The sequence below is a fragment of the Brevundimonas sp. GW821-FHT12E07 genome (genome assembly GCF_058807035.1).
In genome coordinates this window covers 295,914-319,866 of sequence record NZ_JBXAQH010000002.1, presented here as the reverse complement: position 1 = coordinate 319,866, position 23,953 = coordinate 295,914, and the positions used below count along the sequence as shown (strand labels likewise).

Below are 23,953 nucleotides of genomic sequence, written 5' to 3'. Positions count from 1 at the left end.
ATTTGCGCTTCGAGGGGCGCGGCGTAAGGTCGCGCCCTGGAGATCGGGGAAAGTCCGCGTATGACCCTTCGCACCCTGGCGGTCCTGACCGTCCTGGCCACGGTCGGCCTGACGGTCGACGCCTGCCACGACGGCGCCGGCAGGCGCACCGAGACGACCCAGATTCGTATCACGGGCACCCCCAAGGCCGGCCATGTCGCCCCGGCGCGTCATGAGCCGGACAAGCCCACCGACGCCGCGACGCCATCGACCGAGCCTGCCGCTGGTTCGAACCAGGGAAGCGGGGTAGGGGCTGGATCGACCGCGTCCCAGGAGTCCTGATGCCCATCGGCCCGATCACCATGACCGCCGTCTTCCTCACCATCTGGTGGACGGTGCTGTTCTGCGTCCTGCCGCTGGGCATGTCGCAGGAGGATCAGGCCCCGCCGACGGACGGCGGCCAATGGGGCGCGCCGAAGACGCCCAATCTGAAGAAGAAATTCATCACCACCACCTGGGTCTCGGCCATCGTCTGGGGTCTGGCCATGGTCCTGATCTTCACCGGCTGGTTGCCGCTGCCGAAACTGGGCTAGTCCTCCCCATCGGGGGAGGGGGGCCCCGAAGGGGTGGAGGGGGCCAGCCCCATACACCGCTTCTGGATCGCCCCCCACCGTCACGACGCGAAGGGCGTCGCGCCACCTCCCCCAAAAGGGGAGGATTGCCTAGCTTTTGCCCTGCCGTCCCGGCTAAAGCTCAGGTCTGACTGACCACGCGGATTCTGCCATGCGCCTGTCGCGCTATTTCCTGCCTACGCTCAAAGAAGCGCCCTCCGACGCCCAGATCGTCTCGCACCAGCTGATGCTGCGCGCGGGCATGATCAAACAGGAAGCCGCCGGCATCTACGCCTGGCTGCCGCTGGGCCTGCGCGTCCTGAACCGGATCGAGCAGATCGTGCGCGAGGAGCAGGAACGGGCGGGCGCCGTCGAGCTCCTGATGCCGACCCTCCAGTTGGCCGACCTGTGGCGCGAGTCGGGCCGCTACGACGCCTATGGCCCCGAGATGCTGCGCATAACCGACCGGCACGAGCGCGAGCTGCTCTACGGACCGACCAATGAGGAGATGGTCACCGACATCTTCCGCGGCTTCGTGAAGTCCTACAAACAGCTGCCGCTGAACCTGTTCCACATCCAGTGGAAGTTCCGTGACGAGCGCCGCCCCCGCTTCGGCGTCATGCGCGGCCGTGAGTTCCTGATGAAGGACGCCTATTCGTTCGACATCGACGAGGCCTCGGCCCGCAAGGCCTATAACCGCATGTTCGCGGCCTATCTGAACACCTTCGCCCGCATGGGTCTGAGGGCTGTGCCCATGCGCGCCGACACCGGCCCGATCGGCGGCGATCTGAGCCACGAGTTCATCGTCCTGGCTGACACCGGCGAAAGCCAGGTCTTCTGCGACAAGCGTCTGGTCGAGATGGCCCCGCCCGGAAACGACGTCGACTGGAACGACCTGCAGTCCGTCTTCGACGAGCGCACGGCCCTGTATGCGGCCACCGAGGAAATGCACGACGCCGCCGCCTTCGAGGCTGGCACGCCCGAAGAGAACCGCCTGACCGCCCGCGGCATCGAGGTCGGCCACATCTTCTACTTCGGCACCAAATACTCGGCCCCGATGAAGGCGAAGGTCGCCGGGCCGGACGGCAAGGACACCGAGGTCCATATGGGCAGCTACGGCGTCGGCGTGTCGCGTCTGCTGGGCGCGATCATCGAGGCCAGCCACGACGAGGGCGGCATCATCTGGCCGGACGCCGTGGCCCCGTTCGACGTGGTCGTGATCAATCTGCGCGTCTCCGACGAGGGCGTGAACGCCGCCTGCGAGGAGGCCGTGGCCAAACTCGAGGCCGCCGGCAAGGACGTCCTCTATGACGACACCGACGAGCGTCCGGGCGGCAAGTTCGCTACGGCGGATCTGATCGGTGTGCCCTGGCAGCTCACCATCGGGCCCAAGGGTCTGGCGGACGGCGTCGTCGAGCTGAAGCGCCGCGCCACCGGCGAGAAGCAGACCGTCTCCCTGACCCAGGCGCTGGAGATCATCGGTTGAGCGACGTCCCCGCGACCGGATTGCCTGATCTGAAGCCGGTGAAGCCCGCCGGGCCCTTCTCCCGCTGGGAGTTCGCCCTGGCGCTTCGCTACCTGCGGCCCAAGCGCAAGGAAGGCTGGGTGGCCTTCATCGCCATCGTCAGCTTCGTCTCGACCCTGCTCTCGGTCTTCGCCCTGATCGTGACGCTCAGCATCATGTCGGGCTTCCGGTCCGAGCTGCTCAGCCGGATGCTCAGCTTCAACGGCCATATGTATGTCTCGGGTCAGGTGCTCAACGCGCCCGACCGCGAACAGGCCCTTGCCCGGATCAAGGCCGTGCCCGGCGTGGTCAGCGCCGATCCGCTGATCGAGACCCAGGCCCTGATCCAGGGCGGCGGCCAGACGACGGGCGCCATCGTGCGTGGCCTCAAGCCGTCCGACCTGCCGTCGATGAACTATGTCTACAAGAGCCTGTCGGCCGAGGCCCGCGCGGGCTTCGGCCAGGGCGCCTATGGCGGCGACCGGGTTCTGGTCGGCCAGGCCCTGCTGGACCAGCTCGGCCTGCGCGTCGGCGACCCCATCACCATCTTCTCGCCCTCGGGCGCCGACAGCGCCTTCGGCAACCTCGGCGGCCTGTCGAAGACCTATTTCGTCGGCGGCGCCTATTCCTCGGGCACGGCCGACTACGACCGCGCCTTCATCTTCATGCCGTTGGAACAGGCCCAGCTCTTCTTCGGCAAGGAGGGCGTCTGGGATGTCATCGAGCTGAAGGTCGCCAACCCCGATCAGGTCCAGACCTATACCGACGCCGTGCGTGAGGCGGCGGGCAGGGGGGCTCTGGTCACCGACTGGACCGTGCGTCTGGCCGCCTTCTGGGGGGCGCTGAAGGTCGAGCGGGTGGCCATGAGCATCATTCTGGCCATGCTCGGTATCATGGCCGCGCTCAACATCATCGTCGGCATCGTCATGCTGGTGAAGAACAAGACCAAGGACATCGCCATCCTGCGCACCGTCGGTTCGACCCAGTCCTCGATCCTGCGGGTCTTCTTCCTGGCGGGGATGATCATCGGGGTTTCGGGCCTGGTCGTCGGCCTGTTCCTCGGTCTGGTCTTCTGTCTGAACATCGCCGCGATCCAGCACTTCATCGAAGGCGTCACCGGGGTCCAGCTGTTCAACGCCGACGTCTATATGCTGGACGCCATCCCGGCCAAGGTCGACCCGGCTGACGTGATCTGGATCTCGTGCTGGTCGCTGCTGCTGTCCTGCATCGCAAGCCTTGTGCCGTCCTGGATCGCCGCCCGGATCGATCCCATCGAGGCCCTGCGTTATGAGTAGCCCCGTCCCCAATCCTGTCCTGAGCCTGCGCGGGATCGTCCGCACCTATACGACCGGCCAGGGCGCGCTGACGGTGCTCAAGGGCGTCGATCTGGACGTCCGGCCCGGCGAGATCGTCGGCCTGATCGGCCCGTCGGGCTCGGGCAAGTCCAGCCTGTTGCACGCCGCCGGCCTGCTGGAACGCCCGACCGAGGGCCAGGTCATCATCGACGGCGACGATGTGGGCCAGCTGGACGAACGCGCCCGCACCCGCATCCGCCTGAACCGCATCGGCTTCGTCTATCAGTTCCACCATCTGCTGCCCGAGTTCGACGCGCGCGACAACGTGGCCCTGCCGCTGCGGATCGCCGGCCATTCCGACGCCGTGGCCCGCAAGGCGGCGGAGACGGCCCTGGCCTCGCTGGGTCTCGGTGAACGTCTGCTGCACCAGCCGGCCCAGCTGTCGGGCGGCGAACAGCAGCGCGTCGCGCTCGCCCGCGCCCTGGCCAACAAGCCGCGCCTCCTGCTGGCCGACGAACCGACCGGCAACCTCGACCCCGCCACCAGCCAGACGGTGTTCGAGGCCCTGCACGATCTGGTCAAGACGACCGGCGTCGCTGCCCTGATCGCCACTCACAACATGGAGCTGGCCGGTCACATGGACCGCGTCTTCGCCCTGAAGGACGGCCATCTGGAAGAACGTCCGGCCGAGAGCCAGACCTACTAGGACACGCTGAAATGACCGAGGCGATCCAGACCCAGTTCGAGATCGCCCGGCAGGCCCGCGCCGACAGGGATGCCGTCGCCGCCCGCAACGGCTATGCAAAGGCTTCCGCCCTGGCGCGCGAGACCGGCCAACCGCTGCTGCGCGCCTTCGCCCTGCGCCACCTGTCGGATCTGGACCTGGAGGCGGATCGTCCGGCCGAGGCCCTGGCCCACGCCGAACAGGCGCTCGCCCTTTATCGTCGGCACGGGCAGGAGGCGTCGCTCGACGCCGCCAACGCTCTCCGCCTGATGGCTCTCGCCCTCGAAGGCCTGCGTCGCCCGCCTGCTGCCCTCAGGGCCTGGACCGAGGCCCGCGCCCTCTATGTCGCGCTCGGAATCGAAGCGGGCGTCGAGGAAAGCGACGTTCATCTGGCCGAGGCGGCCGACTAACGCCAGGCCGTTTGACGTCTGTATTTTACCCGGGTAAATCATCTCCGCCAAACCGTGCTATGAGAGCCGGAGGGGGAGACGATCATGCAGCACGATCTGACACAGGGTTCGATCACCGGCCGGCTCGTGGGCATGGCCGCCTTCATCGGCATGGGGCTGCTGTTCCAGACCCTCTATTTCCTCGTCGACCTCTATTTCGTCGCCAGCATCGGGGCCTCGGCCATCGCGGGCGTGGGGCTGGCGGGCAACGCCTTCTTCCTGTGTATGGCCGCGTCCCAGATGGTCGGCGTTGGCGCCCTCAGCCTGATAGCCCGGGCCATCGGCGCGAAGACCTTCGATCAGGCCGACGGGGTCTATCGCCAGTCCATGGTCATTGCCCTGGGCCTCAGCGCCATCACCCTGGTCGCCGGCTATCTGTTCGCCCATGCGGGTCTGAACCTGCTGGCGGCGGACCGGGAGACGGCATCGATGGGCGTGTCCTATCTCTTCGGCTTCCTGCCCGCGCTCGCCCTGATGTACCCGACCAACGCCCTGGGCTCGGCCCTGAGGGCGGCCGGCGTCGTGCGGCCGACCATGCTGATCCAGACGGGCACGGTCCTGCTCAACGCCGTCCTGGCGCCGGTCCTGATCGCGGGCTGGGGTACGGGCCATCCGCTCGGAGTCTTCGGCGCGGGTCTGGCCAGCTCCATCGCATCGGCGCTGGGCTTCATCGGCACGGTCTATGTCTTCGGCCGCTCCCAGACCCTCATCGCCGACCCGCTGAAACTGCCGCGCCCGGACTTCGCCGTCTGGAGGCGGATCATCGGCGTCGGCCTGCCGTCGGCGGCGGAGTTCCTCCTGATGTTCATCACTGCGGGCGTGGTCTATGGCGTCATCCGCCACTTCGGCCCCGAGGCCCAGGCGGGCTACGGCGTCGGTTCGCGCGTCATGCAGGCGGTCTTCCTGCCGGCCATGGCGGTGTCCTTCGCCGTCGCCCCTGTGGCGGGTCAGAATTTCGGCGCCGGCCGGGCTGACCGGGTGCGCCGCACGGTGCGCGACGCCGCCGTCCTCTCGATAGGCCTGATGCTGGTCCTGACCGCCCTGTGCCACATCCGGCCCGACCTTATGATCGGCGCCTTCGCCCACGACCCCAGGGTGATCGAGATCGGCTCGACCTTCCTGAAGATCATCTCCCTGAACTTCATCGCCACCGGCCTGATCTTCACGGCGTCCGGGACCTTTCAGGCGCTGGGCGACACCCGACCGGCCCTGTTCGGCAGCGTCTCGCGCCTGATCACCTTCGCCGGCCCGGCCATCTGGCTCTCGACCCAGCCCTGGGCGCGGCTGGAGCACGTCTGGATGCTCTCGGCCGCCTCGGTCTTCGTCCACATGCTGATCGCGCTCTTCTTCCTGCGCCGCGAGCTGGCGAGGAAGCTGGCCGGACTCATGCCGCGCGAGGCCGTGCCTGCCTAGAGCCTGGCCGGATCCACGACCGCATGACGGATGCGCTTGCGGTCCCAGGTCCAGGTCATGTGCACGAGGCCGTCCGCCGTCTGGATGACCGCCGGATAGGCGTAGCCGCTGGTCAGGGGCTCGGTCTCCAGCGTCAGCACCCGCCGCCAGACCACCCCGTCATCCGACAGGGCCACCGCCAGCGGCCAGCGCGGTCCCTTGCCGGGCGTCGCCGCCGCATGGGCCGTGGGGTTGTAGACGATCAGCTGACGCCCGTCGGCCAGGGTCACGGCGTCGGTCCCCGAGTTGGGATTGGGCAGGTCGACGGCCCCCAGCGGGCTCCAGGTCCGCCCGCCGTCTTCCGACCAGGTCGAGGCCAAGGCGCCCTGCCGTGTCCGCGCCACGGCCTGCAGCCGGCCGTCCTTGTGAATGAGCACGCTGGGCTGGATCGCGTCGATATTGAGCGGGGAGGAGACGGGATCGCTCTTCGTCCAGCTCCGGCCCTGATCGCCGGACCGCTCGAAATGCAGGCTCCAGCCGGCTCCGGCGTTCGCCCCTACGCCTTCGCCCGCCTCGACGCTGGACGGCGACAGCCAGGCGCCGTCGGCCAGCACGGCCGGCTTGTTCTTGATCGGGCCGAGAATGCCGCCGGGCAGCCTTCGCGGCGCCGACCAGCTGCGTCCGCCGTCGCCGGAGGTCATGACCATGCCCCACCAGTCCTGCGGCGTGGGTCCCACCTTGTAGAACAGCACCAACGGCTGGCCCGGCGGCTGGAACAGCACCGGGTTCCATGTCGGATGCCGCGTCCCGTCGGGCTGAACGCCGTCCGCCAAACTGACCGGCGTCCCCCAGCGCCCGCCCTCGCAGCGGGCGAACCATATCTCGACATCCGGATTGCGTTCCTTCGTCCCCCCGAACCAGGCCGCGCCCAGCACGCCGGGACCGATCTCCACGATCGTCGAGGCATGGGCCTCCGGATAGGGCGGGGTCTCCTCGATGAAGCCGAGGCTGAGCAGGGCGCCGGGCGTCTCGGCGCGGGCGGCCAGCGGCGCCATCGCCAGTCCAAGGCCAAGGCCCGATCCGAGCATACGACGGGTCAGATCGGCCATGGCGTCGTCTCCTGCGTCGCGGCGGACCTAGACGTCCAGATCAGCCACCGCGAACTGGGCGTTGTCCTGGATGAAGCGGAAGCGGGCCTCGGCCTTCTTGCCCATCAGCCGCTCGACCAGATCCTCGATGTCGTCCTCGCTCTCGGGGACGGTGACGCGGGCCAGGGTGCGCTTCTTCGGATCCATGGTGGTCTCCTTCAGCTGGGAGGCCATCATCTCGCCCAGACCCTTGAACCGGCCGACCTCGGTCTTCTTGTTCTTGAAGACGGTCGCCATCAGCTCGTCGCGGTGAGCGTCGTCGCGGGCGTATTCCGACAGGGGCCCGGCGCTGATCCGGTAGAGCGGGGGCAGGGCCATATAGAGCCGACCCTGACGGATCACCTCGGGCATGGAGCGGTAGAAGAAGGTGATCAGAAGCGCCGCGATGTGGGCGCCGTCGACGTCGGCGTCCGTCATGATGACGATGCGCTCGTAACGCAGCTGTTCGATGTCGAAACGCGGCCCGGGCGTGACGCCCAGCGCCAGGGTCAGGTCCGACAGTTCGATGTTCTGGCGCAGCTTGTCGGCGGTCGCCGAGGCGACGTTCAGGATCTTGCCGCGCAGGGGCAGGATGGCCTGGGTCGTGCGGTCGCGCGCCTGTTTGGCCGAGCCACCGGCCGAGTCGCCCTCGACGATGAACAGTTCGGTGCCGTTGGCCGACTGGCGCGAACAGTCCGACAGCTTGCCGGGCAGGCGCAGCTTGCGGGTCGCGGCGGCGCGCTGGACGTCCTTGTCCTTGCGGCGGCGCAGACGGTCCTCGGCCCGGTCGATGACGAAGCCCAGCAGGGTGTTGGCCTGCTTCGGGCTCTCGGTCAACCAGTGGTCGATCGGGTCACGGAGCAGTTGCTCCACCAGCCGCTGGCCCTCGGGCGAGGACAGGCGGTCCTTGGTCTGGCCCTGGAACTCGGGATTGCGGATGAAGACGCTGATCAGGGCGCCGGCGTTGGCGATGACGTCTTCGGCCGTGATCTGGACCGCGCGCTTCTCGTTGGTCAGCTCGCCATAGGCCTTGAGGCCCTTCACCAGCGCGGCGCGGAAGCCGGCCTCGTGGGTGCCACCGTCGGGCGTGGAGACGGTATTACAATAGGACTGCACGAAGCCGTCGGCCTCGCCGAAGCCGATCGGCGACCAGGTCACGGCCCATTCGACCGCGCCCGCCTCGCCCTTGCGCTCGACCCGGCCCGAGAAGGTCGGGGTCACGGTCTCCAACTCGCCGATGCGTTCCGCCAGGGCGTCGGCCAGACCGCCGGGGAAGTGCAGCAGGGCGCTGGCCGGGGTCGCGTCGGTGATCCGCTCGGGCGCGCAGGTCCATTTGATCTCGACGCCGCGGAACAGATAGGCCTTGGACCGCGCCATGCGGAACAGCCGCGCGGGCTTGAACGCCGCGCCGACGCCGAAGATCTCGTGATCCGGATGGAAGCGGATCAGGGTGCCCTTCTTCTTCGACGGCTGGATCTGGGCGATGGGGCCCAGCGGAATGCCGCGCGAGAAGGACTGCTTCCACTCGAAGCCGTCGCGCCAGACGGTGACGTCCAGCAGGTCCGACAGGGCGTTGACGACCGAGACGCCGACGCCGTGCAGACCGCCCGAGGTCTCATAGGCCTTGCCCGAGAATTTGCCGCCCGAGTGCAGCACGGTCATGACGACTTCCAGCGCCGACTTGCCCGGATGCTTGGGGTGGGGATCGACCGGAATGCCGCGCCCGTCGTCCTTGACCGACAGCACGCCGTCGGCGTCCAGATCGACGGTGATCAGCTTGGCGTGGCGGGCCACGGCCTCGTCCATCGCGTTGTCGAGCACTTCGGCGAACAGGTGGTGCAGGGCCCGTTCGTCGGTGCCGCCGATATACATGCCAGGGCGTTTGCGGACCGGCTCCAGCCCTTCCAGCACCTCGATCGAAGACGCGGAATAGCCGCCGGGAACGGGCGGGGCCGCGGGCTCGGCCGGAGCGGCCGGCTTCGGCGCCTCGGGCGCGGGCGCAGGCGCGCTCGCCACTACCGGAGCAACCGGGGGCGTGGGCGCGGGAGCAGCGGCCGGCTTGGGCGGCTGCGGTTGGTCATCATCGAAGGAGAACAGATCGGCGGGAGCCATGGGCGTACTGTGAGGCGATTCGGGACCGCGTCAGGTAGGCCCCGGCGGCGTTTGGAGCAAGCTTGACGCGGCTTCTGGGGATCAACGCGTCCTGTCCGGTCATCAGCCCGCGCGTCAGGATCGCCAGCAACAGGGTCCAGGGCAGGTTGGCGTTGGTCAGCAGTACGCTCTCCGACAGGCTCAGCATCAGGAAGACGGCGAAATAGGCGATGCCGAACCAGCCCTCGCGGTTCCCCGCGGTCGGAATGCGGAACAGGGTGGTCAGGAAGGCGATCAGCACTGTCGCCCCCACGGCGATGGCGCCCGGCCAGCCCAGCTGGATCAGCAGATCGATCCAGCCGTTGTGCGCCGAAGGCACGGGCCACTGGGTCTCGGCCCGAATCCAGGCGGCGGGAATGGAGTCGCGGCCCCAGAAGGCCTGATAGCCGAAGCCGGTCCACGGCCGCTCGGCCACCTCGCGCATCAGGGCGGTCCAGATGTCGGTCCGGCCGGTCAGGGACGGGTCCTTGCCCAGCGCCTTGAGCACCACGGCCGGCTCGGTGATGAAGACATAGGCCACGAGGCCGAACAGGACGACGCCGAACCAGACGCCGATCACCGTCAGCGCCGGCCCGCCCTTCTTCATCGCCCACAGGGTCCCGATCAGACCCACGCCGATGACCAGACACAGCAGGGAGGTCTTGGACTGGGTCGCCAGCACCAGAATGACGGTGATCCCGAAACCGGCCCAGGCCATCTTCGTCCGCTGTTCCTCCAGCGCCAGACAGGCGGCGGCGGCGATCGCGCCCGCGACCATGACCACCCCCATCTGGTTCTTCTCATACCAGAGGCCGCGCCACAGGCCGGCGTTGTCGTACTGGTGTACCCCGATGGTCGGGAAGGCGAAGACCATGATCAGGCTCCCGATCCCCATCAGCAGGCCCGACAGCATCAGGACGCGCGGCAGCTGCGGTCCCCTGAACACCGCCCCCAGATAGATGGCGAAGACGCTGGAGAAGGCCATGGCGATGGTCCGCCGCGAGGTCACGCCCGGATCGATCGACCAGTATTTCGAGGCATAGGCGTGCAGGATCAGCAGGCCGAGGATGATCAGCGTCGGCCAGGCGTTGATCACCTTGTCGGCGCGCCAGCAGAGCAGGGCGGTGATCACCGCATAGACCGGCAGCCAGATCAGCCGCAGGATCGGCGTCTCTTCCTGCAGCGGCGCGAAGACCGGGCCGATCAGGGCGCCCGTCAGCATGACGAGCACGAAGATCACCGCGGCCTGCTCCCACCACGGGGGAGAGGCCCCTGCCGACGATATGTCGGAATCAGGCTCTGGACGGATAAAGGTCACGGCGGCAGGGTCGCCGTTCGTGCTTAACGAACCGTTGGGATTTGGGGTCGGGGATGGCTGATAGTCTGCTGAGAACACGCGACGGGCATCACGCCCGCGTCGGCTTCGTCGAACTCTTCTTCGACCTGGTCTTCGTCTTCGCCGTGACCCAGATCTCGCACAGCCTGCTGCACCACCTGACCTGGGAGGGCGCGCTGCACGCGGCCATGATGGCGGCGGCGATCTGGTGGTCGTGGATCTACACCAGCTGGGTCACCAACTGGGCCGATCCGGAGCGCGTCCCCGTTCGTGTCGCCCTGTTCGCCCTGATGGCCCTGGGCCTCGTCATGTCGACGTCTGTGCCGGAAGCCTTCACCGAGAAGGGGCTGTGGTTCGCCCTGGCCTTCGTCGCCACCTCCATGGTCCGCAGCGGCTTCATGCTCTGGGCGGCGCGCAACGACGCCATGCTCAAGCGCAATTTCCAGCGCATCATCATCTGGCAGATGTTCTCCGGCGTCTTCTGGATCGCCGGCGGGCTGATGGAGGGCGACCTGCGCACCGGCCTGTGGCTGGCCGCCCTGTTCATCGAATACATCTCACCGGCCATGTTCTACCGCGTGCCCGGTCTCGGAAAGGCCAACACCGCCGAATGGACGGTCGAGGGCGGCCATATGGCCGAACGCGTCGGCCTGTTCGTCATCATCTGCCTGGGCGAGTCCCTGCTGATCACCGGGGCCACCTTCGCCGAGGCGACCTGGACGTCCGAGGTCATCGCCGCCGCCGCCGTCGCCTTCGTCGGAACCCTGGCCATGTGGTGGATCTATTTCAGCGCCGCCCACGACGCCGCCTCGGACGTCATCTCGAAAGCCGACGACCCCGGCACCCTGGCCCGCCGCGCCTACACCTACTGCCCGATCCTGATCGTGGCGGGCATCATCGTCACTGCCGTCGGCGACGAGCTGTCGCTGGTCCACCCCACGGGCCATGTCGAGCCCGCCGTCGCCGCCGTCCTGATCGGCGGCCCGTTGCTGTTCATGATCGGCGGCCTGCTGGCCAAGCTCGCCATCTTCGTCCGCTGGTCGATCCCACGGGTGGTGGGCTGCGTGGCGCTCGCGGCCTTGTGGTTCGCGGTGCCGTTCGTGACGCCGTTGATCCTCGCCGCCCTGACGACGGCGGTGCTGATCGCGGTCGCGGGCTGGGAGACGGTCAGTCTGCGGGCGGCCTGACCCACGGACGGGGGGGGGGGGCGGCTACCCCGCCTTTTCCACGAAGCTGTCGATGACCCGCTTCTCGCCGGCCTTTTCGAAGTCGACCAGCAGCTTGTTGCCCTCGATCTGCTGGACGTTGCCGTAGCCGAACTTCTGGTGGAAGACCCGTTCGCCGCGCTTCCATTTCGCGGCCGCCTTCGGGTCGGCGGTGGCGACCAGACGGCCGTCGCCCTCGATCACCGCATGGCGCGCCTGGGCGGAGCGCGGCGTCTGGCTGGCGGTGAAGGACTGGGCCCGTTTCCAGCCGGGCGAGGAATAGCTCGAGCCGAACGACGGGGTGTCGTCCCAGCGCGACTTGGCCTCCTTCATCCCGCCCGAGGCGCCGTAGTAGCCGGTGTCGCTCTCGGCCTCGACGTGGGCGATGGGCAGTTCGTCGACGAAGCGGCTGGGCAGTTGCGAGGTCCAGCGGCCATAGACCTGCCGGTTGGCAGCAAAGGAAATCCGCGCGTCCGACTTAGCCCGGGTGACGCCGACATAGGCCAGCCGCCGTTCCTCCTCGAGACCCTTCTCGCCCTTCTCGTCGATCGACCGCTGCGAGGGGAAGACGCCTTCCTCCCAGCCCGGCAGGAAGACCAGCGGAAACTCCAGCCCCTTGGCGCCGTGCAGGGTCATGATCTGGACGGCGTCATCGCCGGCGCCCTTGTCGAGGTCCATGACCAGCGAGACGTGCTCCAGATAGGCCTGCAGCGTCTCGAACTGCTGCATCGCCTGAACCAACTCCTTCAGGTTATCCAGCCGCGTCTGGCCGGTGACCCGGTCGGCCTTCTGCATGTCCGTATAGCCGCTCTCCTCGAGCACCATCTCGGTCAGGTCCCAGTGGCGGCTGTCGCGGGCGAAGTCGCGCCAGCGATCCAGATCGCGCACGAAGTTGGACAGGGCCGTGCGCGTCCGGGCCTGCAACTCGTCGGACCCGATCAGGGCCCGGACCGCGGTGATCGCCGATACGCCCTCGTGCCGGGCGATCTGCAGGATCTTCTGGACGCTGGTGTCGCCGATGCCGCGCTTGGGTACATTGACGATCCGCTCGAAGGCCAGGTCGTCGTCCTCGGACTGGATCAGCCGCAGATAGGCGTGGGCGTCGCGGATCTCGGCCCGTTCGAAGAAGCGCGGCCCGCCGATGACGGTGTAGGGAATGGCGAGCATGACGAAGCGTTCCTCGAACGCCCGCATTTGAAATGACGCGCGAACAAGGACGGCGATGTCCTTGTATTTCATACCAGTCCGACGTGCGGTTTCGATCTCGTCGGCGATCAGCCGGCTCTCGGCCTCGCCGTCCCAGACGCCGCGCACCCGGACCTTGTCGCCGGTCGTGTCCTCGGTCCACAGGGTCTTGCCCAGCCGGTCGCGGTTCGAGGCGATCAGGCCCGAGGCCGCGCCCAGAATATGGCTGGTCGAGCGGTAGTTGCGCTCCAGCTTGACGATCCGGGCGCCCGGGAAGTCCTTCTCGAAGCGCAGGATGTTGTCCACCTCGGCCCCGCGCCAGCCGTAGATCGACTGGTCGTCGTCGCCGACGCAGCAGACATTGCCGGTCGACGACGTCAGCAGCCGCAGCCACAGATACTGGGCGACGTTGGTGTCCTGATATTCGTCGACCAGGATGTAGCGGAAGCGGTCGCGATATTCCTGAGCGATATCCGCATGTTTCGACAGAATTGTCAGGTTGTGCAGCAGGAGATCGCCGAAGTCGCAGGCGTTCAGCGTCGCCAGTCGGGCCTGATAGGCGGCGTACAGGGTCTGGCCCTTGCCGTTGGCGAAATCCTCGGTCGTCGGCAGTTTCTCGGGCGTCCAGCCGCGGTTCTTCCAGTGGTCGATGAGGTTGGCCAGGGACTTGGGCGTCCAGCGCTTGGTGTCGAGATTGGCGGCTTCCAGCAGTTGTTTCAGCAGCCGCTCCTGATCGTCGGTGTCCAGGATGGTGAAGCTGGACTTCAGTCCCACCAGTTCCGCGTGCCGCCTCAGGATCTGGGCCGCCACCGAGTGGAAGGTGCCCAGCCAGCGCAGGCCTTCGGCCGACGGCCCGATCAGATGGGTGATCCGCTCGCGCATCTCGCGCGCGGCCTTGTTGGTGAAGGTGACGACCAGCAGCTCCCACGGCCGCGCCTTGCCCAGCTTCAGGATGTGGGCCAGCCGGGTGGTCAGGACCTTGGTCTTGCCCGTCCCCGCGCCCGCCAGGACCAGGACCGGTCCCTCGGTCGTCTCTACCGCCAGCCTCTGCTCGGTGTTCAGCCCGGCGAGGTAATCCTGGACGCCAGACGCGCCATCAGGCCCCCGCGAACGGGCGAGGTCGGAGATTTTGGGCGTGGGCAGATCGGACAAGAGCGACTCGTAAGCAGGGCGTATCGCCGGAACATAGGGAGTACGGCGAACAAAGTCAGTCCCGGACGTGACCGGGCGCCGTGGTTACCGTTCGGGAACCGCTTTCGATCGCCCGCCGTTCTCACCGCCACAGGGATAACGGAAGGGACTACACAATGGCCGAGAACACAGCCAACTCCAGCGGCGGCGGCAACGCCGGCCTCGCCTTCATCGTCGGCGGCCTTCTGGTCGTGGTCGCGGTGATCGCCTTCTTCGTCTTCGCCCGCGGCGGCATGGATCAGACCAAGAAGGTCGATGTCGACGTCAACCTGCCCAAGGTCGAGGCGCCCAAACTGCCGGACGCCCCCACGCCCCAGACGAACTGAATCAAGGACTTCAGCTGATCACTTCAGCTGATAGGTGACCGTCGTGACGACGCGGACCTTCTTGTTCAGCGAGGAGGTCTCGTCGCCGATGTCGTCGCGGGCCAGGATCTCGAACGAGCCCTGCGTTGCCTGACGGATGCCGCCCAGAGGCGTCTTCGAGTCCTTGGCGAACTGCTCCGCGCCCGTGCGGGCCGAGGCCGTGGCTTCGGCGATCATGGCCGGCCGCACGTCGTTCAGCTTGGTGAACACATAGGTCGGCGGGGTGAAGTCCAGCACCACCCCCTGACGCACCAGCTCGTTCAGCGCCCGGCCGGTCGCGGCGATCCGGTTCACATCGGTCGTGCGCACCACCACGCTCTGGGCCAGGATGTAGTGAGGCACGGCTTCGCTGGAGACATACTCCCGGCTCTTGGTGTCCGTCACTTCCAGCCGGCCGAGCGTCACGACGTCGTCCCCATACCCCTGAGCCTTCAGGAAGCTGCGGACGAGGTTCAGGTCGGTGTCGATCTTGGCCTGGGCGGACGGCAGCTCGTCGCCGGCGGCCGTGAAGCGCAGCGACAGCACGGCCAGGTCGCCGGTCACATTGCGCTCCGACACGCCCCGCACCGTCACCTGCCGGTCGCCGACCCGGGCGTTGACCACCCCCTTGCCGATAAACAGCCCGGCCCCGATCAGGCCAATGGCGATCAGCCCGCCGAACACGGCCGGAGGCAGCAGGGACTTGTCGAATTGCATGATGTTTCTTCCCGGAATTGGCGGGAGAATGCGCTCGCCTATGGCGTTGTCAAACGGTGTTTTCCGGACGCGAATTCCAGCGCCAGGATCCGGCAGGCCGAGGCCAGCGGCCGCCGCCCGCGCGTCTCGTCCACCCAGGCCAGGAAGCCCGCATGGCTCTGACCGCGCTGCTCGGCGAAGGCGTCCAGCACCGCCCAGAACTCGGGCTCCAGCGCCACCGAGGTGGCATGGCCCGACAGGACGACGGAGCGCTTCTTCAACATGCGGAGGGCCTGCGGCGGGGAGGGCGAAGGGGCTCGGGAGGGGCATGTTAACTCGCCCTTCGCTGCGCTAGAATAGTCTCATCGACATTGATCCGTCTCTTGCCGGAACCGCTGATGACGAACGCCGCCTACGCCGACGATTTCGACCGCGTCCGCCCGCAGAAGATGCGGCCCCTGACGGCGTTCCGCGCCTTCCAGAAGCTGATCCGCGACAAGGAAGACACCGCCCAGGTGTTCGAGATCATGCGCGCCCTGTCGGGCCGTTCGGTGGCGCGCGGCTATAACCGCATGCTGCGCTCGGTCGAGGGCGGGCGTCAGGCCTTCCTCGCCGAAGAGCTGGCGCACAAGCTGGATGATCCGGCCTGGCTGGCGCGGTTCGCGCCCGGCACGGTCGGCGCCGCCTATCTCGCCTTCCGCGAAGCCCGGGGTTTTACCGCCGACGGCCTGGCCGACGCCGAACGCGAGGTCATTCCCTATGTCGACGCCGAACATCCGATCGTCTGGTATTCGCGCCGCCTGCGCGACGTCCACGACATCTGGCACGTCCTGACGGGCTACGGCACCGATGCCCTGGGCGAGGCCTGCGTCGTCTCCTTCTCCTATGGCCAGACCCGCAACCTCGGCTTCGCCTTCATCGGCTGGGGCGCGGCGCGCGAGATCCAGCGCGAGGCCCGCGACATCCCCGCCCGCAAGGCCGCCTTCCAGGCCTGGCGCAACGGACGCGCGGCCCGCTGGCTGCCGGGCCTCGACTATGACGCCCTGTTCGCCGAGCCCCTCGACGCCGCCCGCACCCGCCTCGGCATCCGTCCGGCGACCGTCTACGCCGCCGTGCCCGAGGCGAAGAAGGCAGGGCTGAAGCTGCGGGCGGCCTGACGCGGAAGCCCGCCTATAAGTCTGCCTTATCGCTGCCGACCCACAACCCGCTTGCGGCGCCGCTGTTCTCCGTCCATCTGACGGGACCATCTCCCCGAGCGCGCCTTGACCCCGACCCAGCTGACCCGTCCGACCCTGCGCAGACCCTCCGCCGGAACCCTCGCGGTGCTGGGCGTGGCGGTGTGCGCCCTGATCTGGGGCACGACCTGGTTCGCCATCACCTTCCAGCTGGGCCACGTCGACCCGATCGCCTCCATCGTCTGGCGCTTCGGCCTGGCGTCGCTGATCCTGTTCGGCGTCTGTCTGGCCACGCGGCGGTCGATCCGGCTGAGCCGGGTCCAGCATCTGGCCGCAGCGGGGCAGGGGACCTTCGCCTTCGCCCTCAGCTACACCTTCGTCTACACGGCCGAGGGGATGATCACCTCGGGCATCGTCGCCGTGGCCTTCGCCTCCATGGCCCTGATGAACCTGATCCTGTTCCGGGTGACGCAGAAACAGACCGCCCATCGCGCCGTCTGGATCGGCGCGGCGCTCGGCGCCCTCGGCGTCGCCGTTCTCTCGGGCGGAGAGCTGCTGGGCGCCCGTCTGGGGCCTCAAGCAGGGATCGGCGTGGCCCTGGCCGTCGCCGCCGCCGCCGTCTCGACCATCGCCAACTGGTTCGCCTGGCGCGGCCAGCAGGCCGGGTCAGAAGTGATCCCGGCCACCGCCTGGGCCATGGGCTATGGCGCGGCCCTGGTCGCCGTCTTCGGCCTGATCACGGGCGTGCATTTCTCGATCGCCCTCACGCCCGCCTACCTCGGCTCGCTGCTTTATCTGTCGGTGTTCGGCTCGGTGATCGCCTTCGTCATCTATTTCAGCGTCGCCCGCAGCCGGGGCTATACGCTCGCCAGCTATATCGGCGCCCTGACGCCGCCGATCGCGCTGCTGGTGTCCGTGGTCTTCGAAGGCGCCCGCTTCGGCTGGACGGCGATCCTGGGCGTGGGTCTGGTCGTGGCGGGTCAGGTCCTGCTGGCCCGGGCGCCCAAGGCGTCCTGAGCCTCAACGCCGCTCATCCCCGCGCAGGCGGGGACCCAGACAGCTTTCGCGGCGTCTATCGCCGAATTACCGGAACCAGCCGGACCGCTTCGTCCGCTTCTCCGCCGCCTTCGCCGCCTCGGCCTGTTCCGGCGTTTTCGCGGCGGCGGCCTTCATGCGGCGCATCTTCTCGGCCTTGATCCGACGCACGGCCAGCAGCGAGATCAGGCCCAGCCGGGTGCGGGGATCGGCGGCGTATCCGCCCATGTCAGCTCTCCTCGGGCGTCTCGCGCTTCGCTCCATCGAGAAGGCGCGAGACCTTCGACCGTTCCGTCTCCGCCGCCTGGCGCTCGCCCTTGGTCCGGCCGTGCGCCGCGCGGTTGGCCGCCGCCGTCGCCTTGGCGTCCGTCTTCGCCTTCGCCTTGCGCGCCCGGTTCAGATTGATGATCTCGGCCGAAGGCTCCTCCGGTGAAGCTTGATAAATCAACGGGATAGCAGGTCGTTTCGCGAAACCCGTCCGGCCCCGTCGCGTTGATACGGCGAACCCCATCTCGCACGGAGAACCCCCATGGTAGACCTCGCCCTCATCAAGGAACACCTCGAAGTCGTCGGCTCCGACGGCGGCCACGTCGGTCGCGTCGACCACGTCAGCGGCGACCAGATCGAACTCGCCAAGCTCGACCTCGCCGGCGGCTTCAAACACCATATGATCCCGGTCAGCTGGGTCGATCATATCGACGAGCACGTCCACCTGAACGTCACCAAGGACGACGCAAAGGCGCGCTGGACCGAGAAGCCCCACTAGGCCGACACCGCCTCCCCGAACGAAAGGCCCCGTCAATCGGCGGGGTCTTTTGCTATGGGCGATCAGGGCTTTGGCGCCGGCGCCTGAGGCGCCGTCGCAGGCGCCCCCGCCGGAGCGGCCGGGGTCGGCGGCGTCGCCAAGGCCTCGGGGATCTCGTCCTCGCGCAGGGTTTGGGGCGCGACCAGCGGTTCGGGCCGCCCGGTCTGGTTGACCGATGCCCAGGCCTCGCCGCTGACGGCCCGGCTGCGGCCCAGCTCGAACAGGGCCTGCATCGAGGCGGTGTCGAACTTCAGGCTGGAGACGGTGATGTTGTCCGGGATCGAGGACATGGTCACCGACATGCCGTTGCGCGCCCCGAACGCTGCCGTCGCGGCCAGCGACAACCTCAGCGACGACTTGCTCATGCTCTCGAACGTCCGGCTCAGGATGCCGTCGATCCGCCCCGGGGTGACGCCGGTGTTCCTGCCCACCTGGCCGTTGATGATCACATAGAGGGCGCTGTTGGCCTTGTGCTGCGACGGGTTGGTCCACAGCAGCAGATCCTCGGGAATGGCGAGGAAGGGCGTATTGACCCCGCCGTCGACGTGCATGTCCTGCACCACCTGGCCCTGGGGTGTCATCCCGGCGATCAGCACCGGGGGGAAGATGCCCGGGATGCTGGCCGAGGCCACCAGCACATCGCGGAACAGCTGAAGGGCGTTCTCATCGCCCTGGGTCGCCAGCACCCCCATGTCCCAGATCACCGTCTCTTCGGTGTCCAGATCGGTCGTGGCGACCAGCAGCCGGCGGCCTTTGGCGTGTTCGGCGGCGATGGCGCGCAGCAGCTCGGGCGTGACGTTCTTGTCGACCAGATCGCGCAGCACGCGCGAGCTGAACAGGCTGGGGCCCAGCAGGGCCGAGAAGGTGCGGGCGCTGAGCAGGCCATTGGTCCCGCCGCCGACATAGGCCTCGCGCAGTTCATCGTCCCACTCCGGCCCGAGGAAGGCGAAGGGCGCGGCCAGGGCGCCGGTGCTGACCCCGGTGACGACGTTGAAGCTCGGCCGGTCGCCGCGCGCGGTCCAGCCGACGATGACCCCCGCGCCATAGGCCCCGTTGGCCCCGCCGCCGGACAGGGCCAGGATGCTCTCATGGCCGCCCTCGGCGCTCAGCCGGCTCTCGATCAGGTCGGCCAGGGCCTGCAGCTTGGCGGTGTCGTTGGAGCGGATGCGCGGATCGGCGACCGGGATCACCGATTCCGGCGCGATCCTGAGCGGCCCCTCCGGTCGCGCCAGGGTCCCGCACCCGGCCAGCATCAGGGCGCCCAGAACGGCGAAGGCCGCAACGGTCCTGCGTATCATCGACATTGCCCTTCCAGAGGCGATTTTCAGACGCCGGACTTACCGCGAATTCACAACACAAACGCAGTCAGGCCCTTGCTTGCTGCAACGCACAGCTTCAGCATTGGATCATCATGATCCGACTGATCCTCAACATCCTCTGGTTCATCTTCGGCGGCTGGGTGTCCGGTCTGCTCTGGCTGCTGGGCGGCGCGATCCTGGCCCTGACCGTGGTCGGCCTGCCCTGGACCTTCGCGGCCTGGCGGATCGCCAGCTATTCCTTCTGGCCCTTCGGCCGCGAGATCGTCTGGCAGGACGAGGTTCCGGCGGGCGGCGGCTGCCTGGGTCTGCCGCTGAACATCATCTGGTTCGTCTTCGCCGGCTGGTACATCGCCCTCGCGCACCTGATCGTCGCGGTCGCCGAGTTCGTCTCGATCATCGGCATCCCGTTCGCGCTCAAGGACCTGGAGCTGGCCAAGCTGGCCCTCGCCCCCGTCGGCCGCACCATCCGCGACAAGTAGGGCCGGCCTCAGGGCGGGTTGAGGGGGTTGGACGGGTCCGGCACCTCCGCAGGAGTCTCGCCGGCTTCGGCCTTCACGCGCCAGCCCCGGGTGCGGGGGACGTATTCCCGGTTGGGGAAGCCATCCAGGGCATGGTCGGCCAGCACATTGGAGATGTCCTTCGCCATCGCCCTGCTGCGCAGATAATAGCTGTGCTCGACGAAGGGATCGGCGTCGCCCGCGACCACGCGGCAGTCGACGCAGACGATCTTCTTGGGGATCAGGTCGATCATCCGCGGCCCGTCGGAGCCCAGCCGGTCCGGATTGGCCTTGGTCTTGTCCGAGATCAGAAGCCCCTTGTCGCGCGGGTTGAAATAGACGGTCACCTGCCGCCCGATGCGCGGCAGCAGGCGCAGCTTGTCGTCATGCTCGAAGGTGTCGTCGTCCTCATCCGGCGCCGCCAGTAGGATCTGGTCGAACAGTCGGGTCAGGCTGTTCTGGTCCTTGGCGATCAGGGCCTGGATGGAGTTCCGCAGCACATAGGCGCCCATGCTGTGCACCAGCAGGTGGACGCTGCGCTGGCAGTATTCGCTATCCTTGAGCGCCAGCACATAGTCGCGGAATTTCAGGAAGGCGCGGGCAATGGCGGGGCCGGTGACCCGGGCGTCCTCGCGGTCGCTGTAGTAGGACATCAGCGGCACGGCCTTGCCGTCCGACGGCCAGCTGAAGACGACGATGTTCACCGCGCGTCCCTCGACCTTCAGGCTTTGCGCCAAAAGAGCCCCCGCCTGCAGCGCGCCGTCGAAGGTCACATTGAACCCGTGAATGAACACCAGGGTGTCCGTCTTCGGCCCCGAGGCCATCACGCCGCGCAGGTCGCTCATGAACATGCCGCCGCCCGTTTTGGCGATGTCCTGCACGCCCTTCTTGTCCGGATAGACGTACAGCGACTGCCGCACCGGGCTCTTCGGATCAGCGGTGAAGTCGGCATAGCCGAACCTCAGCGCCGCCACCCCGTCGGGATTGAACGCGCCGCCGAAGGTCTGCCTGGCGGGGATGTGGTTGCGGTTGGTCGCAAAGAAGACGCGGACGCCGGGCATCGGTCGCTCCTCGTGAACCCCACGGCCGGGCGTGGGTCGGGCTCACATATCACGGGTCCGTTTAGCAACCAAGGCGTGTGTAGCTGCGGCATGTCGCGAAAAGCGGGCCGCCGCTCAGTCCTCTTTCAGCAGGACATCCAGCATGGTCTCACGGCGGTTCAGGAAGTTGCGGGTCACCTGATAGTGGTCGGTGTCCTCGTATTCGACTCGGTCCAGACCGAATTGTGAAGTCTGATAGATCCAGGCGTTGGGATAGCCCAGCAGGATCGGCGAATGGGTGGCGATGATCAGTTGCGACCGCGCCAGCACCAGCTCGTGCATCTTGGCCAGGAACGATAGCTGTCGCGTCGGCGACAGGGCGGCCTCGGGTTCGTCGAGAATGTAGAGGCCGTCGCCGCCGAACCGGTTCTCGAACAGGGCGAAGAAGCTCTCGCCATGCGACTGTTCGTGCAGAGGCCGCGCTCCGAACCGGCTGGCCCGCACCTCGGGATCTTCCAGATAGCTGGCCACGGTGAAGAAGCTCTCGGCTCTAAGGAAGAAGCCGTCCTGAACGCGCTGTGGCGACCGGATCGGTCGCACGAACCGGTGCAGGGGCGAATGGCTGTCGCGCGTCTTGAATCGATGTTCACGCCCGCCGCCCTCGGCGTTGAAGCCCCAGGCCACGGCCAGGGCCTCGATCAGGGTCGACTTGCCGGACCCATTCTCTCCGACCAGGAAGGTGACGTTCGGATGGAATTCCAGACTGTGCAGCGACCTCACCGCCGGCAGGTTGAACGGATAGGCGGTCTCGTCCCAACCCTCCCGCCGCTCGAACAGGGCCTCGATCCAGTAGGGGCGGGTGAGGGCGGTCATCTCAGAAGCCGGTGAACAGCCGGTCCAGCGCCCGGCGGATGTCGTCTTCGTCGCTGAGGAGGGAGCCACGAACCGTGCCGGCCTGCTTGCGGCCGATTGCACCCATCTCTGACAGCATCAGGATGTATCCGACGCCGTTGTAAACGACAGGCAGTGAGACCGTGGTCATCACCGCAGCCGGCGTCATCTGAAACAGAGGCGCGACGAGGAGTGTCGGCCCCTCGTCATAGAGATGCGATTGAACCACCATGACCAAGGGAGCGATCGGGCGTGATCGCGGTGATGGATTATCGAGGAGATCGAACTGGCGGATCACCAGCTGCGGAAATCTTCGCCAAAGACGCCATGCTTTCGAATGCGCTCGTTATGCAGTCGGATAGCCTCGGCATTTTCTTCGGCCCAGCGTTTCGCCCGCGCCTCGGCGCCTGCGGGATCGACCTTCTGCAGGTACAGACGCAGGGTCCGCTCATCCACGCCGGTAACGTCGATGCCCAGCCGTGCGGCCTGCTCAAGCAGTTCCGGTTCGATCTCGATCTTCTTGAGCACGGGTTCGGCCATGGCCGAAGCCTAACGCGAAACGGGGACCGCGCCAAATCGGCCGGTCCCCGTCAAGGTCTTCAGATTGTCGCCCGACCTCAGCCCGGCGAGATCATCTTCTCGGGGCGCACGGCCTCGTCGAACTCGGCGTCGGTCAGGTAGCCGCCGCCGACGGCTTCCTGGCGCAGGGTGGTGCCGTTCTTGTGCGCGGTTTTGGCGATCTTGGCGCAGATATCGTAGCCGAGCTTGCCGTTCAGGGCGGTGACCAGCATCAGCGAGTTGTTCAGGCCGCGGGCGATATTGTCCTCGCGGGCCTCGATGCCCACCACGCAGTTGTCGGTGAAGCTGATCGCCGCATCGGCCATCAGGCGCACCGACTGCAGGAAGTTGTAGGCCATGACCGGGTTGTAGACGTTCAGCTCGAAATGGCCCTGCGAGCCGGCGAAGGTCAGGGCGGCGTTGTTGCCGAAGATCTGCACGCAGACCTGGGTCAGGGCCTCGCACTGGGTCGGGTTGACCTTGCCCGGCATGATCGAGGAGCCCGGCTCGTTCTCCGGCAGGGCCAGTTCGCCCAGACCCGAGCGCGGGCCGGAGCCCAGGAAGCGGATGTCGTTGGCGATCTTGAACAGCGACGCGGCGACCGTGTTGATGGCGCCGTGCGAGAAGACCATGGCGTCGTGGGCGGCAAGGGCCTCGAACTTGTTCGGGGCGGTCGTGAAGGGCAGGCCTGTGATGGCGGCGATCTGGGCCGCGACCTTCTCGGCGAAGCCGACCGGGGCGTTCAGGCCGGTGCCGACAGCGGTGCCTCCCTGGGCCAGTTCCATCAGGGCCGGCAGGGTCTGTTCGATGCGCTTGATGCCGTTCTCGACCTGCTGCGTATAGCCGCCGAACTCCTGACCCAGCGTCAGGGGGGTGGCGTCCTGGGTGTGGGTCCGGCCGATCTTGATGATGTGGGCCCAGGCTTCCGACTTGGCCTTCAGGGCCGCATGCAGGTGCTTCAGGGCCGGCAGCAGCTCCTTGACCACCTGTTCGGCGCAGGCGACGTGCATGGCCGTCGGATAGGTGTCGTTGGACGACTGGCTCATATTGACGTGGTCGTTCGGGTGGACCGGCTTCTTGGTCCCCATCTCGCCGCCCAGCATCTCGATGGCGCGGTTCGAAATCACCTCATTGGCGTTCATGTTCGACTGGGTGCCCGAGCCGGTCTGCCAGACCACCAGCGGGAAGTGGTCGTCCAGCTTGCCCTCGATGACTTCGTTGGCGGCGGCGATGATGGCCTCGGCCAGCTTCGGATCCAGCTTGCCCAGGGCCTGGTTGGTCTCGGCGGCGGCGCGCTTGACGATGCCCAGGGCGCGCACGACGGGCAGGGGCTGCTTCTCCCAGCCGATCTTGAAGTTGCCGAGGCTCCGCTGCGCCTGGGCCCCCCAATACTTCGAATTATCGACCTCGATCGGGCCGAAGGTGTCGGTTTCGGTGCGGAAGCTGGTCATGCGCGGACAAGGCT

At 67.5% G+C, this 23,953-nt stretch carries 27 protein-coding genes; 13 read left to right on the top strand and 14 right to left on the bottom strand.

Annotation, left to right across the window (positions count from 1 at the left end; translation table 11 throughout):
- The first annotated feature begins 60 nt into the window (after nucleotides 1-60).
- The 7 genes from AC1ROD_RS09665 to AC1ROD_RS09635 all read left to right on the top strand — a co-directional run bounded on the left by AC1ROD_RS09665 (nucleotide 61) and on the right by AC1ROD_RS09635 (nucleotide 5,975).
- The gene (locus AC1ROD_RS09665) at nucleotides 61-321 is read left to right on the top strand and encodes a hypothetical protein (RefSeq protein WP_492948043.1); all 261 of its coding nucleotides are present in this window, start codon (nucleotides 61-63) and stop codon (nucleotides 319-321) included.
- A complete protein-coding gene (locus tag AC1ROD_RS09660) occupies nucleotides 321-572 on the top strand; it encodes a DUF1467 family protein (protein WP_492948042.1) in 252 nt (83 codons plus the stop codon). The genes AC1ROD_RS09665 and AC1ROD_RS09660 overlap by 1 nt, the downstream gene beginning before the upstream one ends.
- 190 nt (nucleotides 573-762) lie before the next feature.
- Complete coding sequence (gene proS / locus AC1ROD_RS09655) at nucleotides 763-2,076, top strand: proline--tRNA ligase (RefSeq protein WP_492948041.1); 1,314 nt, start codon at nucleotides 763-765, stop codon at nucleotides 2,074-2,076.
- Complete coding sequence (locus tag AC1ROD_RS09650; protein WP_492948040.1) at nucleotides 2,073-3,389, top strand: lipoprotein-releasing ABC transporter permease subunit; 1,317 nt, start codon at nucleotides 2,073-2,075, stop codon at nucleotides 3,387-3,389. Before proS ends, AC1ROD_RS09650 begins: the two co-directional genes overlap by 4 nt.
- The gene (locus AC1ROD_RS09645) at nucleotides 3,382-4,095 is read left to right on the top strand and encodes an ABC transporter ATP-binding protein (protein WP_492948039.1); all 714 of its coding nucleotides are present in this window, start codon (nucleotides 3,382-3,384) and stop codon (nucleotides 4,093-4,095) included. The genes AC1ROD_RS09650 and AC1ROD_RS09645 overlap by 8 nt, the downstream gene beginning before the upstream one ends.
- An 11-nt stretch (nucleotides 4,096-4,106) precedes the next feature.
- The gene (locus AC1ROD_RS09640; RefSeq protein ID WP_492948038.1) at nucleotides 4,107-4,523 is read left to right on the top strand and encodes a hypothetical protein; all 417 of its coding nucleotides are present in this window, start codon (nucleotides 4,107-4,109) and stop codon (nucleotides 4,521-4,523) included.
- Between the two features lie 84 nt (nucleotides 4,524-4,607).
- The gene (locus AC1ROD_RS09635) at nucleotides 4,608-5,975 is read left to right on the top strand and encodes an MATE family efflux transporter (protein ID WP_492948037.1); all 1,368 of its coding nucleotides are present in this window, start codon (nucleotides 4,608-4,610) and stop codon (nucleotides 5,973-5,975) included.
- On the opposite strand, the gene AC1ROD_RS09630 is transcribed toward AC1ROD_RS09635, so the two are convergent.
- From AC1ROD_RS09630 to AC1ROD_RS09620, 3 genes are read right to left on the bottom strand one after another with little or no spacing between them, the layout of a single operon-like run.
- Nucleotides 5,972-7,063: a sialidase family protein gene (locus tag AC1ROD_RS09630; RefSeq protein ID WP_492948036.1), complete on the bottom strand. Its 1,092-nt coding sequence runs from the start codon at nucleotides 7,061-7,063 to the stop codon at nucleotides 5,972-5,974. The genes AC1ROD_RS09635 and AC1ROD_RS09630 overlap by 4 nt on opposite strands.
- A 27-nt stretch (nucleotides 7,064-7,090) precedes the next feature.
- Complete coding sequence (gene parE, locus AC1ROD_RS09625) at nucleotides 7,091-9,193, bottom strand: DNA topoisomerase IV subunit B (protein WP_492948035.1); 2,103 nt, start codon at nucleotides 9,191-9,193, stop codon at nucleotides 7,091-7,093.
- Complete coding sequence (locus AC1ROD_RS09620; RefSeq protein ID WP_492948034.1) at nucleotides 9,162-10,451, bottom strand: O-antigen ligase family protein; 1,290 nt, start codon at nucleotides 10,449-10,451, stop codon at nucleotides 9,162-9,164. Before AC1ROD_RS09620 ends, parE begins: the two co-directional genes overlap by 32 nt.
- Nucleotides 10,452-10,582: 131 nt before the next feature.
- Here AC1ROD_RS09620 and AC1ROD_RS09615 point away from each other — a divergent pair, with 131 nt between their 5' ends.
- A complete protein-coding gene (locus tag AC1ROD_RS09615; protein WP_492948033.1) occupies nucleotides 10,583-11,734 on the top strand; it encodes a low temperature requirement protein A in 1,152 nt (383 codons plus the stop codon).
- A 24-nt stretch (nucleotides 11,735-11,758) separates the two neighbouring features.
- Here the strand turns inward: AC1ROD_RS09615 and AC1ROD_RS09610 are convergent, their stop codons facing one another.
- Nucleotides 11,759-14,089 carry an ATP-dependent helicase gene (locus tag AC1ROD_RS09610; protein WP_492948032.1) on the bottom strand — a complete coding sequence of 777 codons (2,331 nt, stop codon included), beginning with the start codon at nucleotides 14,087-14,089 and terminating at the stop codon, nucleotides 11,759-11,761.
- Between the two features lie 155 nt (nucleotides 14,090-14,244).
- Between AC1ROD_RS09610 and AC1ROD_RS09605 the strand changes: the two genes are divergently transcribed.
- Nucleotides 14,245-14,454 (top strand): hypothetical protein, encoded by a 210-nt coding sequence (locus AC1ROD_RS09605; protein WP_492948031.1) that lies wholly within the window; start codon nucleotides 14,245-14,247, stop codon nucleotides 14,452-14,454.
- A gap of 18 nt (nucleotides 14,455-14,472) precedes the next feature.
- Here the strand turns inward: AC1ROD_RS09605 and AC1ROD_RS09600 are convergent, their stop codons facing one another.
- On the bottom strand, nucleotides 14,473-15,189 hold the full coding sequence (locus AC1ROD_RS09600) for an SIMPL domain-containing protein (protein WP_492948030.1): 717 nt from the start codon (nucleotides 15,187-15,189) through the stop codon (nucleotides 14,473-14,475).
- A gap of 38 nt (nucleotides 15,190-15,227) precedes the next feature.
- Nucleotides 15,228-15,452: a ribbon-helix-helix domain-containing protein gene (locus AC1ROD_RS09595; RefSeq protein WP_492948029.1), complete on the bottom strand. Its 225-nt coding sequence runs from the start codon at nucleotides 15,450-15,452 to the stop codon at nucleotides 15,228-15,230.
- Between the two features lie 114 nt (nucleotides 15,453-15,566).
- Between AC1ROD_RS09595 and AC1ROD_RS09590 the strand changes: the two genes are divergently transcribed.
- Together AC1ROD_RS09590 and AC1ROD_RS09585 are read left to right on the top strand one after the other, a co-directional pair.
- The gene (locus tag AC1ROD_RS09590) at nucleotides 15,567-16,325 is read left to right on the top strand and encodes a Coq4 family protein (RefSeq protein ID WP_492948028.1); all 759 of its coding nucleotides are present in this window, start codon (nucleotides 15,567-15,569) and stop codon (nucleotides 16,323-16,325) included.
- 105 nt (nucleotides 16,326-16,430) lie between these two features.
- Nucleotides 16,431-17,360 (top strand): DMT family transporter, encoded by a 930-nt coding sequence (locus AC1ROD_RS09585; RefSeq protein ID WP_492948027.1) that lies wholly within the window; start codon nucleotides 16,431-16,433, stop codon nucleotides 17,358-17,360.
- A 66-nt stretch (nucleotides 17,361-17,426) separates the two neighbouring features.
- On the opposite strand, the gene AC1ROD_RS09580 is transcribed toward AC1ROD_RS09585, so the two are convergent.
- On the bottom strand, nucleotides 17,427-17,606 hold the full coding sequence (locus tag AC1ROD_RS09580) for a hypothetical protein (RefSeq protein WP_492948026.1): 180 nt from the start codon (nucleotides 17,604-17,606) through the stop codon (nucleotides 17,427-17,429).
- Nucleotide 17,607: 1 nt separating this feature from the next.
- Nucleotides 17,608-17,826, bottom strand: coding sequence for a DUF4169 family protein (locus AC1ROD_RS09575; protein WP_492948025.1), 219 nt, complete (start codon nucleotides 17,824-17,826; stop codon nucleotides 17,608-17,610).
- Nucleotides 17,827-17,907: 81 nt separating this feature from the next.
- Here AC1ROD_RS09575 and AC1ROD_RS09570 point away from each other — a divergent pair, with 81 nt between their 5' ends.
- Nucleotides 17,908-18,144, top strand: a complete 237-nt coding sequence (locus AC1ROD_RS09570) for a DUF2171 domain-containing protein (protein ID WP_492032674.1) — start codon at nucleotides 17,908-17,910, stop codon at nucleotides 18,142-18,144.
- A 62-nt stretch (nucleotides 18,145-18,206) separates the two neighbouring features.
- Here the strand turns inward: AC1ROD_RS09570 and AC1ROD_RS09565 are convergent, their stop codons facing one another.
- Nucleotides 18,207-19,481, bottom strand: coding sequence for a patatin-like phospholipase family protein (locus tag AC1ROD_RS09565; protein ID WP_492948024.1), 1,275 nt, complete (start codon nucleotides 19,479-19,481; stop codon nucleotides 18,207-18,209).
- 113 nt (nucleotides 19,482-19,594) lie between these two features.
- Here AC1ROD_RS09565 and AC1ROD_RS09560 point away from each other — a divergent pair, with 113 nt between their 5' ends.
- On the top strand, nucleotides 19,595-19,981 hold the full coding sequence (locus AC1ROD_RS09560) for a YccF domain-containing protein (RefSeq protein WP_492948023.1): 387 nt from the start codon (nucleotides 19,595-19,597) through the stop codon (nucleotides 19,979-19,981).
- An 8-nt stretch (nucleotides 19,982-19,989) separates the two neighbouring features.
- On the opposite strand, the gene AC1ROD_RS09555 is transcribed toward AC1ROD_RS09560, so the two are convergent.
- The 5 genes from AC1ROD_RS09555 to fumC form a co-directional block, all read right to left on the bottom strand.
- Complete coding sequence (locus AC1ROD_RS09555) at nucleotides 19,990-21,060, bottom strand: alpha/beta hydrolase (protein WP_492948022.1); 1,071 nt, start codon at nucleotides 21,058-21,060, stop codon at nucleotides 19,990-19,992.
- 114 nt (nucleotides 21,061-21,174) lie between these two features.
- On the bottom strand, nucleotides 21,175-21,912 hold the full coding sequence (locus tag AC1ROD_RS09550; RefSeq protein WP_492948021.1) for an AAA family ATPase: 738 nt from the start codon (nucleotides 21,910-21,912) through the stop codon (nucleotides 21,175-21,177).
- A 1-nt stretch (nucleotide 21,913) separates the two neighbouring features.
- Nucleotides 21,914-22,228: a CcdB family protein gene (locus AC1ROD_RS09545; protein WP_492948020.1), complete on the bottom strand. Its 315-nt coding sequence runs from the start codon at nucleotides 22,226-22,228 to the stop codon at nucleotides 21,914-21,916.
- Nucleotides 22,225-22,470 (bottom strand): type II toxin-antitoxin system CcdA family antitoxin, encoded by a 246-nt coding sequence (locus AC1ROD_RS09540; RefSeq protein WP_492948019.1) that lies wholly within the window; start codon nucleotides 22,468-22,470, stop codon nucleotides 22,225-22,227. Before AC1ROD_RS09540 ends, AC1ROD_RS09545 begins: the two co-directional genes overlap by 4 nt.
- Nucleotides 22,471-22,547: 77 nt before the next feature.
- Nucleotides 22,548-23,939 (bottom strand): class II fumarate hydratase, encoded by a 1,392-nt coding sequence (gene fumC / locus AC1ROD_RS09535; protein ID WP_492948018.1) that lies wholly within the window; start codon nucleotides 23,937-23,939, stop codon nucleotides 22,548-22,550.
- Nucleotides 23,940-23,953: the final 14 nt, after the last annotated feature.